Genomic DNA, 15,738 nt, shown 5'->3' on the forward strand with positions numbered 1-15,738 from the left:
AGAGTTTAAATCGAGCTGGAGATTTTGTTAATTAAATCTATGGATAAATAAGGATGCATAGGCAAGCTAATCACTTCCTGGGCTATTTCGTCACCGACAGGCAGAACAATATTGCTGGCAACCGCAGGTTGTTTATTCAAGGGAATGGGGTAATGCACCGCGGTTGGAATACCCTGTTCTTTTAATCTATGTTGCAATTCATCCCGGTTTTTGACCCGGATGGTATATTGCGCATAGGCTGAGAGATTGTGTGGTTCAATATAGGGTGTGGTCATGATGCCGATTTTATTCAACGCTTGATGATAGTTTTCTGCCACAATCTGGCGTAATGCCATTTCTTCCTCAAAGATGTCCAGTTTGGGCAGAAGGATGGCGGCTTGCAGCGTGTCTAAACGGCTGTTAATGCCTATTCTGATATGATGGTATCGTCTGTCTTGGCCATGACGGGCAATTTGACGGATAATTTTCGCCAGCTCTTCATCGTTGGTGAAAATAGCTCCGCCATCACCGTAGCAACCTAAGGGTTTGCTGGGAAAGAAACTGGTGCACGAGATGGTGGTTAAGTTACAGGAGCGCTTATCTTTATAAGTCGCACCAAAACTTTGGGCCGCATCTTCTATGACGGTCAGGTTATGTTTTTCGGCGATGGCATTAATTTCGTCAAAATCGGCACATTGGCCGAATAAAGAAACCGGAATGATCGCTTTAGTTTTGGGGGTAATCGCGGCTTCCAGCAGGGCCGGATCTAAGTTATAGGTTGTGGGCTTGACGTCAACATAGACCGGAATGCCGCCCAGCAGCGCAACGGTTTCAGCGGTGGCAATATAGGTAAATCCGGGGGTGATAACTTCGTCGCCAGGTTTGAGGCCAATTGCCATTAAGGCAATTTGCAGGGCATCGGTGCCGTTCGCACAGGTAATACAATATTTGGCTCCGGTGTAGGCCATCAGCTTTTCTTCTAATTCCGCCACTTCGGGCCCTAAAATATATTTGCCGTGAGTGAGGACTTTCTGGATATTCGCGTCAATTTTATCTTTAATTCTGCGTTGCTGTGCCGCGAGGTCGGTGAATTGCATTCTTCTTTACCTTTTATACTTTAATTCGGGTCACGGTATGGTGGTTGAGTTGATAAATATGCTGAGTGTGCGGGCAGGTTGTTGTGGCTTGTCCGTACAGCGGTAAATCTAATTGTTCACCAAATTCACTCATCCAGCCAATGTGTTTGGCCGGCACGCCGACCATCAGGGCGTAATCCGGCACATCTTTATTCACGACCGCGCCGGCGCCAATAAAGGCATAGGCGCCAATGGTAGTGCCACAAATAATGGTACAGTTGGCGCCTAACGTGGCGCCTGTTTTTACCCGGGTCGTTTTATATTCACTTTTTCTTTCAATCAATGAACGGGGATTATAGACATTGGTAAACACCATGCTTGGGCCACAGAATACGCCTTCTTCTAAATGAACGTTGTCATAAACAGAGACGTTATTTTGTATTTTGCAGTGATTGCCGATGGTGACTTGATTACCGATAAAGACATTTTGGCCTAAAGAGCAGCTTTCACCAATTTGGGCGCCGGCACACACATGTGTAAAATGCCAAATGCGGCTGTTTTTCCCGATTTGTGCCCCTTCATCAACGATGGCACTGGGATGTATCATTAGGTGTTCTGCTGACATGATACCTGTTCCCTTGATTTAATACGTTAAAGGTAACGAAATGGTTTTATTATCTCGGGCTGCGAGATAGGCAGCGATAAGTAATTCTAATGATTTTAATCCTTCCCGGCCATCCGTGATGGGATTAGCTTCGCCTTTCATGACATCAATGACATTTTTATAATAAAGCGGGTGACCAAACCCATAAACGGAAGTGGTTTCATAGCTGGCTTCTTTGACTTGCCGGTCATACTCTTTTTCGTCGGAAAAATGCCATTCCTGGATTTCATTAACCGCCAAACCCCCTACCCGGACTGTACCTTTTTCACCCAGAATGGTGATAGAGCCTTCAAGGTTTTGCGGGTAAGTACACATAGTGACGGCCATCGAGCCTAAGGTCCCGTCTCGCCAGCGGATATTCAGTACGCCGGTATCTTCCGTTTGGATATCCAGGTGGGTCGATGTCATGGCCTGCACATCTTTGACCGGGCCGATCAGCCATTCAATTAAGTCAACGTAATGGCTCGCCTGATTCATGAAGGCGCCACCATCAAATTCCCATGTGCCCCGCCAGGCGGCTTGATCGTAATATGCTTGCGGCCGGGTCCAGAAAACATTGAGGTGAACCAGATGGATTTTGCCAAACCGTTTTTCACTGACTGCGCGTTTCAGTAATTGTAATGTGGCGTTTAAGCGATTTTGTTTGACGACAAACAGGCGTTTTCCGGCTTTATCAGCAGCTTTGACCATGTTTTCACCATCAGCCAGTCGGGTGGCCATCGGCTTTTCTGTGACGACATGAAAGCCTTTATTAAAGCAGGCAATGGCTTGTTCGGGATGCAGCCCGGAGGGGGTAGTCAGGATAATGATATCGGCGGTGATATTATCCAGCATGGTATTTAAGTTGTTAAAACCCGGGACGCCTGTTTTTTCTATCGTTGCTTTTAATACTGCTTGATCGTTATCACAGATTGCCACTAATTCAGCATTTTCCTGATGTGCTGCCAGAGCATTAAAATGGTTTTTAGCAATTCTTCCACATCCCACTAAAGCGAATTTTATTTTTCTGTCTTTAATTATGTTAAGCATGGTTTGTCCTGGATTAAGCTTTTATCACGTTTGGGTGATTCGGCGAATATTTACCGCGGGTGTCAACGACTAACTTTGCGTGATTGACGATGAATTCATAATTAAATTTGTCGTGATCGGTGGCTAAAATAACGCAGTCAAATGCTTTTAAGTTCTTTTCAGTGACAGGCTGGCTGATTAAATTAAAATGGTGTTCACGCATTTTAGGGAATACCGGGACGTGAGGATCGGAATATTCAATATTGGCACCCAGCTCTCTTAATTTCTCCATGATATGTACCGAGGGGCTTTCCCGCATGTCGTCAACATTCTTTTTATAGGCGATCCCCAAGACTAAGATGCGGCTACCATTAATGGATTTATTCGCTGTATTCAGGGCTAAGACGGTTTTGGAAACAACATAATCGGGCATGGATGAGTTGACTTCACCGGAGAGTTCAATAAAGCGGGTATTGATACCGTATTCTCGGGCTTTCCAGGTTAAATAGAAGGGGTCAATCGGGATACAGTGACCGCCTAATCCCGGACCGGGGTAATAGGGGACAAAGCCGAAAGGTTTGGTGGCCGCGGCTTTAATCACTTCATGGATATCAATGCCCATTTTATCGGCAACCAGTTTCATTTCGTTGACTAAACCGATGTTGACCGCCCGATGTATGTTCTCCAGCAACTTAGTCATCTCGGCGGCTTTGGTTGAGCTGACGGGAACCACCCGGTCAATTGCGGGTTGGTAAACGGCCATCCCGGCTTTTAAGCAGTTCTCAGTATGGCCGCCAATGACTTTGGGGATGGTTCGGGTTTCGAAATCAGGGTTGCCGGGATCTTCGCGTTCGGGTGAATAGACCAGGAAGAAGTTTTCACCCACTTTTAAGCCGTTTTCTTCCACCCGGGGTAATAACTCTTCTTCGGTGGTGCCGGGATAAGTGGTACTTTCTAGGGAGAGAAGTTGTCCGGCTCTTAAATGGGGTTTTATCATCTCCGTGGTGTTAATCACGAAACTGATATCGGGTTCACGGTATTTATTTAACGGTGTGGGGACGCAAAGAATAATCGCATCGCATTCGGTTATTTTTGCGAAATCGGTTGTGGCTTCGAAACCGGAATGGATGGCGTGATTAATTTTGGTAGCGGGAATATGTTCGATATAACTTTGGCCCTGATTTAATTTATCTGTTTTTGCTTTATCAATATCAAACCCAATCACTTTAAAGCCAATATCGTTATATCTCAGCATTAATGGTAAGCCAACATAACCAAGGCCGACAATGGCAATCATGGCTGTTTTATTATCAAATTTATCGGTGAGAATGTTTAGTGATGACATATTTTGCCTTTAATATTATGACCTGAAAATGTACTTGTGAAAATAAATAACATTTCGCAGTTTTTAATTAGGGTGCTATTTATTTTCATAAGTGCTATTTGGTAGGTGAAACTTTAACAGGCTATTTTTAAATAGTTTGTGTAAGGTCTATTGTTGAAATAATAAATAGTGAAATAATAATAAAGCTACCGCACTAGGTTATTGGTTCCCAGAAATCCATATAATTCCATGTCTTTATTTAATGCATTGAATTTTAAATACTTTTTCATGCCGCTCGTCGCGACAAAAAACAAAAAAAGATAAGATTTTTTAATGATTAATGAAAAGAGTAAACTGTCAGCCCTTCCGGGTCAAGCCTGACAGAATACTTGTTTGATGAATAGATAGTATAAGGTTAGTTGATATTGATATTTGTATTACCGCCCATGAAGCGGTAGCCAAATGACCAGACGCAAGCCGCCTAATGGGCTGTCTTCAGCACGTACCCAACCGCGGTGCTGGCTAATGGCGGTTTCAACAATTGCCAGGCCAAGGCCTGTGCCGCCGGATTCTCGGTCGCGGGCTTCGTCTGTACGGTAGAAAGGACGGAATATGTGTTCGCGATCTTCCGGGTTGACTCCTGGGCCGTCATCATCAACGGTAATGGTGATCCCTTGATGATCAGCATGGAATGCGACCGCAATATGGTGGTGGGAGTAGCGTAAAGCATTACGCACTATATTTTCAAAGGCACTGCCAAGCGCTGATGGGTTGCAGTAAATGGTCCAGGAACCCGGTGGTAGGGTTGCTTCAAGGGTTTTATCCATTTGTTCAGCTTCGAAGATGGCGTTATCAAGAATATCGTTCCATAAATCGGTTATTTTGATATTTTCCCGCAGGAGTTCGTTTTTATGCTGGCTGCGGGAGAGCACTAACAGATCGTTAATCATGCTGTCCAGCCGTTGGGCTTCTGTCTCGATTCTTTCTAATTCTTTGCTTTCACCATGACGGCGGCGAAGTAATGCCGTTGCCAGTTGCAGGCGGGTAAGTGGTGTGCGTAGTTCATGGGAGATGTCGGAGATTAGCCGTTGTTGTGCCGTGACCATTCTCTCCAATACGCCGATCATTTGGTTGAAGCTGTTACCTGCCGCCAGAAACTCTTGTGGCCCAGCTTCCAGTTCGGGATGCTGACGTAAATTACCTTTCGCAACGTCGTCGGCGGCATTTTTTAATTTACGGGCAGGTTTGGCTAAGCTCCATGCCAGCCATAATAGTAATGGCGCACTGATTAACATGGTGGCCGTTAATAATAATAGTGGCCGGTCAAACATCAGGTTAATAAAGTCTGATTGCGGGCTGTTCGCCGGGCGAACTAAATAGAGTTGGTAGTGATCTTCCCCATCCCGGATAGAAAATGGCCCTAACATCTCAGAGCGGCCATATTTTTTCTTTTTCGGGTGATCCGCGTTATCTGATTGGCCGATAAAGTTACGGACAACTTGCATTTCGCTTCTCTGGGCGCCAATAACCCGTCCTTCACTGGTCACTAGGATCAGGCGCTGCCCTGGTGGTGCCCATTTTTCAATGGCGCGAAATAAACGGCGCCACCAAAGTAAATCATTAGCCGGGTCTTGAGCTAATTCTGCTTCAATATGTTGTTCCAACATGACGCCCTGCCGATATTCATTTTCCAGCAGGGAGGTTAGTTGCCTGGAATCCAGTTTTGGCACCATTAAGACCAACATCAGGACTAATGCCAGGGTAAACCAGAAAATGGCGAAGATGCGTGCTGTTAGACTGTTTATCATGTTGCGGAAACCATTAAATATCCGCGGCCACGTAATGTTTTAAACCATTGCAAGCCATCTGCCCGTTCAGGTAATTTCCGGCGCAGGTTGGAAATGTGCATATCAATGGCCCGGTCAAACGGCGTCAGTCGCTTACCTAATACTTCCTGGCTCAGGTGTTCGCGGGAAACAACCTGGCCTAAGTGTTGAGCCAATAAATAGAGTAAGGTGAATTCAGTCCCGGTTAAATCTAATATTTGATTTGCGAAGCTGGCTTCCTGTCGTCCAGGGTTTAATTGCAGTTTATCAACCTGAAGGGGGGGAGGGCCATTTTCTGCCTGTTGCTGTTCACTCCAATTTGAACGGCGAAGGATAGCGCGTATACGCGCTACCAACTCACGATCGTTAAATGGTTTGGCGAGATAGTCATCTGCACCTAATTCCAGCCCCAGAACGCGATCTAGATCGCTTCCACGTGCTGTCAGCATGATAACCGGAGTTTGATGGTCTAGCCGAAGTTCTTTCAGTGTTGCAATGCCATTTTTACGCGGCATCATAATGTCGAGTAATAGCAGATCAATTGAATCGTCAAGGAATTTTAATGCCTGCTCTCCATCATGAGCGATGACAACGTTAAATCCTTCCATTTCAAGTAATTCTTTTAATAGTGATGTCAATTCTCGGTCGTCATCAACTAATAGGATTTTATGCATCGATTACTTCCTCCAATAGCAAAAATACGATAACAAACTTTGCTATTCTACGACTTTACGTTCTTTTACAAGCTCTGACGCTAGTTTGCAGCCGGGTAGGTATAGTTGTCCACAATTTGAATCGAATAGTATCGTTCGGGGAAACGAGGAGTTGTTTAATGCGTAACATAGCAGCGTTAGTTTTAGCGTCAATATTTGTTCTTGGCTCGGCGGCATCTTTAGCTGAAACAGCAAGTATAGTGCACGCTGCTACGATACCCGGTAATTGTGTACCTTGTGGTTATAAAAGCGAAGGAAGCTATCATTACCGTAATAATGATATTGGTGATAACGACCATATGTTTAATGGTATCGTTTTAACTGAGCAACAGCGTCAGCAAATGCGTGATTTGGTGGGGCAAAAGCATCAACAGCGTTCATCAATGTCTATGAGTCGCGCAGAGCGTGAAGAGATGCGTAAGCTGGTCACTGCGAAAGATTTTGATGAAGCGGCAGTAAAGGCTCAAGTTGAAAAGATGGTCAAATTTAATGTTGAACGTCAGATAGAAATGGCCCGTATTCATCATCAGATGTACCAATTGCTGACTCCTGAACAGCAAGTGCAATTGGAGCAACATCATCAGCAGCGTATTTCTCAGTTACCGAACTGATTTGTAATATCCATATGCACCATATGCAGTAAATAGTAGCAAACGAAATTTTTCCTTGCCATAGACACCATCCCTGTCTTTTTCCCCGCCTTCTGGCGGGTTTTTTTTATCTGGCTAAGATTAATTAATTTTAGCCAGATAGAGATTTTATAAGCAACTGTAAGTAACGCGAAAATTCTTAAATGTGGACACTTTTGAATGCTATGGTTGCTTATTACTGCTAAATTTCTATGCCGCCATTTAGTGGATTTAACGTGATTGCAAATTGCAAATAGTCGGGTGCCAGATGAGCATACGCCATAGTTTGTTGTATATTGGCATGACCGAGTATTTGTTGCAGTGCAACAATGTTTCCACCTTTCATCACAAAGTGACTCGCGAATGTGTGGCGTAGAACGTGCGTTGCTACCGCTAAAAACTTCAAGTTTTTGCAATGTCGTTATCATTCCTGATAGACGATACATATCCCGATTTATCGTTGACGCTTTGATCCCATCAGCTAGGCGATTACTGCGGTGTTCCAGTAAAACATGCTTGTTGAGACGGTTTATAGATGGATCATTTAACTGCCTGATTGTCTTCATCAGTTGTCGTTTTTCTATAGTGCCATTCTCTGCGGTTTGTCCGTGATATAGCCACCATAAGTTCAGTAAATCACTAAGGTCTCGTCTTGTCATTGTCGCCGTATAGAATGATCCCTGACGTGTCAATCTCATCTTCCAGTTGGCGCAAGTCGTAGTTCGTCTGTAAGCGCATCCAAAACGCCGGATTACTCCCCAGCGCAGCAGACAGTCGGATGGCAAGCGCCGGAGTTAACGCCGTTTTGCCCGAAAGAAAGCGGGAAACCGTCGCTGGAGTTACGCCGATGTTTTTAGCAAACTGGCGAACTCCAACCCCTAAATCCTCCAGCATGTTGGATACCATGACGCCTGGATGAGAAACAATAGCCTGTCTCATTAGTGATAATCCTCCAGGTTTAAAATGTAAGCATCACCATTTTTAAATTCGAATGTGATGCGCCAGTTAGCTCTGACAGTAATTGACCATATGTCAGCCCGATCCCCTTTCAAGGGGTGTAACTTGTAGGCATGAATATTTAAATCTTCTATCATGCTGGCCGTGTCGATGGCCTGTAAGCGGTCATTGATTCGGACAGCATCCTGCGCCGGGATGCCTGAAATAACTCCTTTTTCAAAAAGTTGTTTCAGCCCTTTGTGTTTAAATGACTTAATCATTTGCCCCCGTCCTTGTTACACCATGCGTAACATTATACGCCGCTGTTACATGGCATGCAACGCCAACAATAAATCACCAAGGGCCGTAACTCTAAATATCAAAAAATTTTGCAGACAATGGTTGCGTTAACTAATTGCCATTTGAGGAGATTTGGCAATAGCTTTTTGCAATGGATAAACCACTGAGCTATCGGTCAGAAGAATGGGATTGTACAAACGAATGTTTTTGTTCTTATGGTTGGTGTAGAGAAAAGTTAGCAGTTATCGTAGCTACCCGGAAACTACCTATATTTATGATAATTAAAGATCTAATTGCTATATGTTTTATTTAATCTGGTTGATTTATGCAAAGATGGCTTGTGTATAAATTTTTTGGCAAGGTGAAGTGACATGAATATCAGTTACTAAAAACGAATATTTTTGGTGCTTGAGCACGTTATTTTAGCTATGAACGATTTCAGCAATATTTGACGTGTGAAGATGTTGAAAAGATACAACGTGCAATAATCAAAATCATCGGCGCATCAAATCTTATCGGTAAATCTGAAAGTTGACTTTTGGATTCTATCAACTAGAGTATGATTATTCCCCATGAAGGCTTTGTTAAAAATTTCTCCCGTAAAGGGCTTATAACCCCTCATACATATATGAGGGGTTTCAGACCGCTGACAAACCTCGTTGAAAATAACGGGGTTTGTTTCTTTCATTATGAATCATAATGCCTCCATTTTCCTCATTAACCCGGTTTAATCCCCCGCAAGGGCGTTATTTTCGCTTCTCCTGCAATAAAATGCTCGTTCTGCAACCCACGCAAATGGGCATAGCGGTGCCCGTGATGTTGCTTAGCATCCGCAAAACTGCGCTCTATCGCCTCCTTTCGTCGTTTGTAGAACTTTTTCCCCCACGGGGTTAATCGGTTTTCTCTGGCCTGCTCTTTACTGGCCTTCCAGATACGGAGGGTTATCATTTTTCAGATTATTGGTAAAGTGCCGGATAAAAAAACTAGCACTTTGTCAATAATCTGATTGTTTTCTTTGAAAACAACGAGGCTATAGAAAATATAAAAATTCTCAGAATATTGCACACCTCCAGAAGAATAACCGGGCTTTTTTATATTCAGATAATGTTTTATCCGTGTTTGCAATTGCGTTTTTATTCTCTTGAATAGGCTCCTTGGCTAGAGAGATTTTATTTCCGTTTTTATTAACCTACGCTTTAACTTGATTAATATCTTTTGCCGTTGATTCATTTAATTTAGATACTGATTCTTTAATATCTAATATACTTGAATTTGTATTCTCAAACTGACTAGACACTTGCTGCTGATAACGTTTGTCAGCATTATGTGCCGTAGTATTTTCAAGTGCTGCTTCGGCATTGTCATCAATTTGAGGTACCCATTCTAAGTGTCTCTTATTTTGAATTGTTCTAATCCCTCCACTTTGTGTTATACCTGACATTCACCCAACCAACTGAATTTTATTGTCATAGCTATCACCATAGCGAAATCACCATCTTCTCTATGGCACAAGACTATCATCATGGTGTTCGCGTGCTGGAAATCAGGCAGGTTTTTTTATTGTTGTTATTCTAAACAATCCTGTTTATCTTATTTCATTTCACTTAAGTGGATTTGATTATTCATTTGTTTTTTGGAAGGGAAATGATATGTCTGGTAATGAGGTAAAAGATAGGCGTCCGATCAAAACACGTAATGCAATATGGGTCGGGAAAACGGCTAAATGGCTGCAATGTAGAGGGGTGACACCAAATGGCATATCGGTTGCCAGTGTTGTTTTTGCGGTATTAGCTGGGTTGTGTTTTGCTGTTTGTTTTTTGGTCAAGCCTTTCTGGCTGACTTCAGTTTTGTTGATTGTTGGAGCGCTGTCCATTCAAGCCAGGTTAATGTGTAATTTATTAGATGGGATGGTTGCTGTTGAAGGAGGATTGAAGACGGCTGCCGGCGCTGTTTTTAATGATCTTCCCGATCGTATCGCGGATTCTTTTATTCTGATTGGATTGGGATATGGTTTAACACTTTTTCCATTTGCAATTTCTCTTGGCTGTATTGCTGCATTATTGGCTGTTTTGACGGCCTATATTCGTTTATTAGGTGGTACTTGTGGTTTGCCTCAGCGTTTCCTTGGCCCAATGGCGAAACAGCACCGGATGGCATTAATCACTGTTGGTTCAATCGTCGCGGCTTTTTTATCTCAGTTATGGGGTCAGTATCTTTTGTTTGCGATATTAGTCGTTATCACGCTGGGTTGTCTCTGGACATGTATTCGGCGAACCAGAGTCATATTGGTTGAATTGCAAGAGAAGGATACTTGTCATGAATAGATCACAAGAAGTGACATTGGTAAGTAAAGGGATGGGCTCTTTTCTGTCCGGGCTTTGCCGTTTGTTAACCGGGGTGAGGATCCGCTGGATTGGGTGTAAGCCATCGGTCGCTTCCCGGATTTATTATGCCAATCACACTAGCCATTTGGATGGGTTGGTTATTTGGGCCGGATTTCCCCGAGTATTACGTTATCGGGTGCATCCGGTCGCTGCCCGTGATTATTGGAGTAAGACGGGTCTGCGCAGATATTTTATCAATAAAGTTTTTCGATCTGTCCTGATTGATCGCAAAGGGGAGGATGGTTTAAAGGAAAATACCCTTACTCCAATGGAGGATGTATTAAAACGAGGAGAATCTTTAATTTTATTCCCGGAAGGAACACGAGGAAGTGGTGAACAAATCAATAAGTTTAAAGGTGGTCTGTATTATTTGGCCAAGAAATATCCTAATGTCGAGCTTATTCCTGTTTATCTGGAAAATTTAAACAGGGTTTTGCCAAAAGGATCGGCGCTGGTTGTTCCTGTTATTTGTTCGGCAACATTTGGACAGCCTTTGGAAAAATTAGGTGAAAACGAGGAAAAAGCGGATTTTCTACAGCGGGCTCGCTTGGCCTTGGAGGCGTTAATACTATGACCATGCTTAATAATAAGTTGCTTTTGTTGTTGGGTGGCATGTTTGTGCCGTTAATTGTTGCCAGTATCATTGGAGCAATATTGGCTTCTAAATATTCCGGGGAAAGTAATCCGACAATCGAGAATCTGAATGCTCGCATCCGCGGTTGGTGGGGGATGTGCATTGTTTGTGTGTTGTCTGTCATTATTGGGCCAATAGGTTCAGTTTTATTATTTGCAAGTATGTCATTTTTTGCTTTACGGGAATTTTTCACTTTAACACCAACACGACGAAGTGATCATGAAACCATGTTCTGGTGTTTCTTTATTTTCATGCCATTACAATACATTGCCGTTGGTATTGAGTGGTATGGCGTGTTTTCTATTTTCATTCCTGTTTATGTTTTCCTGTTTTTACCTGCCCGTATTGCATTGGCTGGCGATACGACGAATTTTCTGGAGCGGACAGCTAAAATACAATGGGGAATGTTAATTGCTGTATTCTGTATTAGCCATGCGCCGGCTTTATTGATGTTGGATATTCCAGGTTATGAAGGGGAGAATGTCGAATTATTGCTGTTTTTAATGATTGTGGTGCAGATGTCGGATGTTTTGCAGTACGTGTTCGGTAAATTGTTTGGCAAACATCCGATTGTGCCTAAGTTGAGCCCGAATAAAACTGTTGAAGGTTTTATCGGCGGCATTTTGGCTTCCGTTTTATTAGGAATGTCACTTTACTGGGTAACGCCATTTTCTCCGTGGGAGGCAGGTTTGATGTCGTTGGCGATTACGTTGATGGGCTTTATTGGCGGCTTGTGTATGTCAGCGATAAAACGCGATAGTGGCATCAAAGATTTTGGTGAAATGATTGAAGGTCATGGCGGCATGTTAGATAGAATTGATTCTTTATGTTTTGCTGCACCGGTATTTTTTCACCTGACACGTTATTTCTATACATAGTCGGAAAGATTTTAACGCACGAATGAAGGTTACAGGTGATTGATCAGCACTGTGGCATGACGTGCCACAGTGCTGGACTCTGCTTTTATTGTTGATAAGGTGTATGTCTGATGAGCGTAAAGAGTCGTAGGAGCGGTAGTTAAATTATTTTCAGTTAAATTGATCTCAAAAAGGGATCCATTGTTAATGCAGACTTGGTTTTTTACCGTATTATACGCAGGGTTGAATCAATTCAGCATTATTGTATTGAGCGATAACAGGTCACAAAGGCAGATTTCTGTTTCAGCCAAAGTGATAGTATACAAAGTCTGTCGTTAGCGGGTTTGCAATTATTACATCTACAAGTTCAGAGGTCATCATGATCAACAAGATCAAAAGAATCGGTGTCTTAACGAGTGGCGGTGATGCGCCGGGTATGAATGCGGCTATTCGTGGTGTAGTTCGTGCAGGATTAACCGAAGGGTTAGAGGTTTTCGGTATTTATGATGGCTATCTTGGCTTGTATGAAAACCGTATGAAGAAACTTGACCGTTTCAGTGTATCCGACATGATTAACCGCGGTGGTACTTTTCTGGGGTCAGCCCGTTTCCCTGAGTTCAGGGATGAGAAAGTTCGTGCTATCGCTATTGAAAATATGAGAAAGATCGGCCTTGATGCACTGGTGGTTATTGGCGGTGATGGTTCTTATCTTGGCGCGAAGAAACTGACCGAAGCCGGTTTTCCATGTATCGGTCTGCCGGGTACCATTGATAATGATGTGGCGGGTACGGACTATACCATCGGCTATTTCACTGCGCTGGAAACGGTTGTTGAAGCCATTGACCGCCTGCGTGATACTTCAACTTCCCACAAACGTATTTCCATTGTTGAAGTGATGGGGCGTTATTGTGGTGATCTTACTCTGTCAGCCGCTATTGCGGGAGGTTGTGAGTTCATCGTTCTGCCTGAAGTCTCATTTAGTCGTGATGAACTGGTGGCTGAGATTAAAGCAGGTATCGATAAAGGTAAACGCCATGCGATCGTTGCGATTACCGAGCATGTTTGTGATGTCTATGAACTTGCAAGGCATATCGAAAAAGAGACTCATCATGAAACCCGCGCAACCGTCTTAGGCCATATTCAGCGTGGTGGTTCCCCAGTCGCTTATGACCGTATTTTGGCTTCCCGTATGGGGGCATATTCCATTCAATTGCTGTTGGAAGGTTATGGTGGTCGTTGCGTTGGTATCCAGAACGAGAAACTTGTTCATCATGACATCATTGACGCAGTGCAGAATATGAAGCGTGTGTTTAAACAGGATTGGCTGGAAACTGCGAAAAAGCTGTACTGATCACGTAAATACGAACAAATCTAAACCTATTGCAGCCTCTTTGGAGGCTGTAATTTCTCCTCAGTATATTCCTCTTGCATATAAGTAAATATTTTTAATTATTTCTGAGTGATAACGCTTTCTGTCAGCCTTGAATTTCATAACAGTTAAAACGGTTTTTGGAGAGATTCAAATGAGAGTCAGATGGCGTGTGGCATTGGCGTTGCTGTTGATGACCGGTAGCAGTGTATGGGCAAAAGATATTCAGCTTCTTAATGTTTCCTATGATCCAACCAGAGAGTTATATCAGCAATATAATCAGGCTTTCAGTGATTATTGGCAGCAGAAGACTGGGGATAAAGTGACAATCCGGCAATCTCATGGCGGTTCCGGTAAGCAGGCAACATCTGTCATTAATGGCCTTGAGGCGGATGTGGTGACACTGGCTCTGGCCTATGATGTGGATGCCATTGCGGAGCGTGGCCGGGTAGATAAAGGGTGGATTAAGCGTTTACCAGATAATTCTGCTCCCTATACTTCAACAATTGTTTTTCTGGTACGGAAGGGCAATCCAAAACAAATTAAAGACTGGCCGGATTTGATTCGTCCAGGTGTCTCTGTTGTGACGCCAAATCCAAAAACATCGGGTGGTGCACGCTGGAATTATCTGGCTGCGTGGGGTTATGGGTTGGCTCATAACAATCAGGATCAGAGCAAAGCAAAAGCGTTTGTTAAAGCGCTTTACCAGAATGTTGAAGTGCTGGATTCCGGCACAAGGGGAGCAACCAATACTTTTGTTGAGCGTGGGATAGGTGATGTATTAATTGCTTGGGAGAATGAAGCGTTATTGGCTATCCATGCGCTTGATAAAGACAAATTCGAAATTGTGACACCCAGCCTTTCAATCCTTGCTGAACCGACGGTTTCTGTCGTTGATAAGGTGGTTGATAAACGTGGCAGCCGTCAGTTAGCAACGGAATACCTGCAATACCTTTATTCTCCTGCTGGACAGGAGATAGCGGCTAAAAACTATTATCGTCCACGTGATAAAGTGATTGCCGATAAATACCGGTCTGTTTTCCCTGAGTTGAAATTATTTACTGTTGACAAGGTATTCGATGGCTGGGGAAATGCGCAAAAAGTGCATTTTGTAACTGGCGGTGTATTTGATGAAATTATTCAGCGTCAAAAATGAATAGCCGCCATAGGTGTACGGCGGACAATTATCACTAAAATTTGATCAGGCTCTTTTTGCTGCGATGGCGGCTTTTACGATAACAGCAAAAGCGTCAGCTTTCAGGGAGGCGCCGCCAACCAGTGCACCGTCGATGTCCGGCTGAGTGAATAATTCAGCCGCGTTACTCGCGTTTACAGAACCACCGTACTGAATAATGACTTGTTCTGCGATTGCTGCGTCTCTCTTTGCAATGTGATCACGAATAAATTTGTGCACAGCCTGAGCCTGCGCAGGTGTTGCTGATTTACCGGTACCAATCGCCCAAACGGGTTCGTAAGCGATTACTGCATCTTGGAAGGCTTCTACACCTAATGTGTTCAGAACAGCATCAATTTGTCTTGCGCATACGGTTTCAGTTTGGCCGGCTTCATTTTCCTGTTCAGTTTCACCGATACATAAAACCGGGATCAACCCTTGTTTTTTAAGCACGGCAAATTTCTTCGCAATGAATTCGTCACTTTCTTTGTGGTAAGTCCGGCGCTCAGAATGGCCGATGATGATGTATTCTGCGCCAATGTCTCGCAGCATTTCAGCGGAAGTTTCACCGGTAAATGCGCCAGACAGGTTGACGTCAACATCTTGTGCACCCAGCGCAATGTGGCAGCCAGTCAGCGCTTTTTTAGCCTGAGAGAGATAAAGTGCTGGTGGCGCGATAACGACTTCACAGCCGGCAATATGGTTCAGTTCTTTATACAAGCCAGTGATAAGTTCGTTGACCATATGGGTACTGCCATTCAATTTCCAGTTACCCATAACTAATGGATGTCGCATGTTTTTTCCTCCAACCAGAGAATTTTTAAGTAGTGGACTGAATGAAATTCATTCTTGGGATTAAGTCGTT

At 43.6% G+C, this 15,738-nt stretch carries 16 protein-coding genes and 2 pseudogenes; 6 read left to right on the forward strand and 12 right to left on the reverse strand.

The window, feature by feature from the left end:
- Positions 1 to 5: 5 nt before the first annotated feature.
- The 6 genes from C5470_RS08410 to cpxR form a co-directional block, all read right to left on the reverse strand.
- Positions 6 to 1,076, reverse strand: coding sequence for a DegT/DnrJ/EryC1/StrS family aminotransferase (locus C5470_RS08410; protein WP_166287692.1), 1,071 nt, complete (start codon positions 1,074 to 1,076; stop codon positions 6 to 8).
- Between the two features lie 13 nt (positions 1,077 to 1,089).
- Complete coding sequence (locus C5470_RS08415; RefSeq protein WP_166287695.1) at positions 1,090 to 1,680, reverse strand: acyltransferase; 591 nt, start codon at positions 1,678 to 1,680, stop codon at positions 1,090 to 1,092.
- Between the two features lie 18 nt (positions 1,681 to 1,698).
- Positions 1,699 to 2,748, reverse strand: coding sequence for a Gfo/Idh/MocA family protein (locus C5470_RS08420; RefSeq protein ID WP_166287698.1), 1,050 nt, complete (start codon positions 2,746 to 2,748; stop codon positions 1,699 to 1,701).
- 13 nt (positions 2,749 to 2,761) lie between these two features.
- Entirely contained in the window at positions 2,762 to 4,072 is a 1,311-nt protein-coding gene (locus tag C5470_RS08425) for a nucleotide sugar dehydrogenase (protein WP_166287701.1), read from the reverse strand.
- 416 nt (positions 4,073 to 4,488) lie between these two features.
- Positions 4,489 to 5,859 carry an envelope stress sensor histidine kinase CpxA gene (gene cpxA, locus C5470_RS08430; protein ID WP_166287704.1) on the reverse strand — a complete coding sequence of 457 codons (1,371 nt, stop codon included), beginning with the start codon at positions 5,857 to 5,859 and terminating at the stop codon, positions 4,489 to 4,491.
- Complete coding sequence (gene cpxR / locus C5470_RS08435; RefSeq protein WP_166287708.1) at positions 5,856 to 6,551, reverse strand: envelope stress response regulator transcription factor CpxR; 696 nt, start codon at positions 6,549 to 6,551, stop codon at positions 5,856 to 5,858. Before cpxR ends, cpxA begins: the two co-directional genes overlap by 4 nt.
- 158 nt (positions 6,552 to 6,709) lie before the next feature.
- Between cpxR and cpxP the strand changes: the two genes are divergently transcribed.
- Complete coding sequence (gene cpxP / locus C5470_RS08440; RefSeq protein ID WP_166287711.1) at positions 6,710 to 7,201, forward strand: cell-envelope stress modulator CpxP; 492 nt, start codon at positions 6,710 to 6,712, stop codon at positions 7,199 to 7,201.
- A 220-nt stretch (positions 7,202 to 7,421) separates the two neighbouring features.
- On the opposite strand, the pseudogene C5470_RS08445 reads toward cpxP, so the two are convergent.
- From C5470_RS08445 to C5470_RS08465, 5 genes and pseudogenes are all read right to left on the reverse strand, one after another.
- Positions 7,422 to 7,872, reverse strand: a pseudogene (locus C5470_RS08445) (phage integrase); the annotation flags it as partial.
- Complete coding sequence (locus C5470_RS08450; RefSeq protein WP_166287714.1) at positions 7,859 to 8,158, reverse strand: HigA family addiction module antitoxin; 300 nt, start codon at positions 8,156 to 8,158, stop codon at positions 7,859 to 7,861. The pseudogene C5470_RS08445 and the gene C5470_RS08450, both read right to left, overlap by 14 nt.
- Complete coding sequence (locus tag C5470_RS08455; protein WP_166287717.1) at positions 8,158 to 8,436, reverse strand: type II toxin-antitoxin system RelE/ParE family toxin; 279 nt, start codon at positions 8,434 to 8,436, stop codon at positions 8,158 to 8,160. The genes C5470_RS08450 and C5470_RS08455 overlap by 1 nt, the downstream gene beginning before the upstream one ends.
- An 802-nt stretch (positions 8,437 to 9,238) precedes the next feature.
- Positions 9,239 to 9,385, reverse strand: a pseudogene (locus C5470_RS23600) (transposase); the annotation flags it as partial.
- Positions 9,386 to 9,644: 259 nt separating this feature from the next.
- The gene (locus C5470_RS08465; RefSeq protein WP_166287720.1) at positions 9,645 to 9,896 is read right to left on the reverse strand and encodes a hypothetical protein; all 252 of its coding nucleotides are present in this window, start codon (positions 9,894 to 9,896) and stop codon (positions 9,645 to 9,647) included.
- 208 nt (positions 9,897 to 10,104) lie between these two features.
- Here C5470_RS08465 and C5470_RS08470 point away from each other — a divergent pair, with 208 nt between their 5' ends.
- The 5 genes from C5470_RS08470 (at position 10,105) to C5470_RS08490 (ending at position 14,855) form a co-directional block, all read left to right on the forward strand.
- Positions 10,105 to 10,779 carry a CDP-alcohol phosphatidyltransferase family protein gene (locus C5470_RS08470; RefSeq protein WP_166287723.1) on the forward strand — a complete coding sequence of 225 codons (675 nt, stop codon included), beginning with the start codon at positions 10,105 to 10,107 and terminating at the stop codon, positions 10,777 to 10,779.
- A complete protein-coding gene (locus tag C5470_RS08475) occupies positions 10,772 to 11,413 on the forward strand; it encodes a lysophospholipid acyltransferase family protein (protein ID WP_166287726.1) in 642 nt (213 codons plus the stop codon). The genes C5470_RS08470 and C5470_RS08475 overlap by 8 nt, the downstream gene beginning before the upstream one ends.
- Complete coding sequence (locus C5470_RS08480; protein WP_166287729.1) at positions 11,410 to 12,351, forward strand: phosphatidate cytidylyltransferase; 942 nt, start codon at positions 11,410 to 11,412, stop codon at positions 12,349 to 12,351. The genes C5470_RS08475 and C5470_RS08480 overlap by 4 nt, the downstream gene beginning before the upstream one ends.
- 358 nt (positions 12,352 to 12,709) lie before the next feature.
- Positions 12,710 to 13,681 carry a 6-phosphofructokinase gene (gene pfkA / locus C5470_RS08485; RefSeq protein ID WP_166287732.1) on the forward strand — a complete coding sequence of 324 codons (972 nt, stop codon included), beginning with the start codon at positions 12,710 to 12,712 and terminating at the stop codon, positions 13,679 to 13,681.
- 172 nt (positions 13,682 to 13,853) lie between these two features.
- Complete coding sequence (locus C5470_RS08490) at positions 13,854 to 14,855, forward strand: sulfate ABC transporter substrate-binding protein (protein ID WP_166287735.1); 1,002 nt, start codon at positions 13,854 to 13,856, stop codon at positions 14,853 to 14,855.
- A gap of 45 nt (positions 14,856 to 14,900) precedes the next feature.
- On the opposite strand, the gene tpiA is transcribed toward C5470_RS08490, so the two are convergent.
- Positions 14,901 to 15,668, reverse strand: coding sequence for a triose-phosphate isomerase (gene tpiA / locus C5470_RS08495; RefSeq protein ID WP_166287738.1), 768 nt, complete (start codon positions 15,666 to 15,668; stop codon positions 14,901 to 14,903).
- Positions 15,669 to 15,738: the final 70 nt, after the last annotated feature.

The sequence above is a fragment of the Photorhabdus stackebrandtii genome (assembly GCF_011189495.1).
In the GTDB taxonomy this organism is placed as follows: domain Bacteria; phylum Pseudomonadota; class Gammaproteobacteria; order Enterobacterales; family Enterobacteriaceae; genus Photorhabdus; species Photorhabdus khanii.